The sequence below is a fragment of the Gluconobacter vitians genome, assembly GCF_015244565.1.
Lineage (GTDB): Bacteria > Pseudomonadota > Alphaproteobacteria > Acetobacterales > Acetobacteraceae > Gluconobacter > Gluconobacter vitians.
In genome coordinates this window covers 1-694 of record NZ_JABCQG010000088.1, presented here as the reverse complement: position 1 = coordinate 694, position 694 = coordinate 1, and the positions used below count along the sequence as shown (strand labels likewise).

General features: G+C 55.9%; 1 pseudogene. It reads right to left on the bottom strand.

Features of this window, described 5'->3' with window-relative positions:
* A pseudogene (locus HKD24_RS15185) lies at window positions 1-661 on the bottom strand (IS5 family transposase); the annotation flags it as partial.
* Window positions 662-694 lie beyond the last annotated feature (33 nt).

Here is a 694-nt window from a genome sequence, read left to right as displayed (position 1 = left end):
AGCCGTCCGAACATCATCTCGATGCGATTGCGGCGTTTATATTTTCTCTTGTCGTATTTGACCGGCTTTCCGCGAGATTTTCGTCCTGGAATGCAGGGCTTTATCCCTTTCTCTTCCAGGGCGTCCCTGAACCAGTCGGCGTCATACCCGCGATCTCCCAGCATCCATTGTGCTGCAGGAAGACTGTCCAGCAAGGCAGCGGCACCGGTATAATCGCTGATCTGCCCCGCAGTCATGAAAAAGCTCAGCGGTCGTCCGTTCTGATCGGTGATCGCATGCAGCTTCGTGTTCATGCCACCTTTTGTCCGTCCGATCAGTCGCCCAGGATCCCCTTTTTTAGCCTTAGGCTCGAAGCCGTGCGGTGCGCCTTGAGATACGTCGCATCAATCATGATGGTCTGAGGCTCGGTTTTCGCAGCAGACAGGCCATCCATCATCCTCATGAAAATGCCCATGTCGCCCCAACGCTTCCAGCGGTTGTAGAGCGTCTTGTGTGGACCGTATTCCCGGGGCGCATCACGCCAGCGCATCCCATTGCGGTTCACAAAAATGATGCCGCTCAGCACACGGTGGTCATCGACGCGAGGTTTGCCGTGGCTCTTGGGAAAGAACGGCCGCAGACGGCCCATCTGTTCGTCCGTCAGCCAAAACAGGTCGCTCATCTCCAGTCTCCTCACAGAGCCTGAATCAGATTT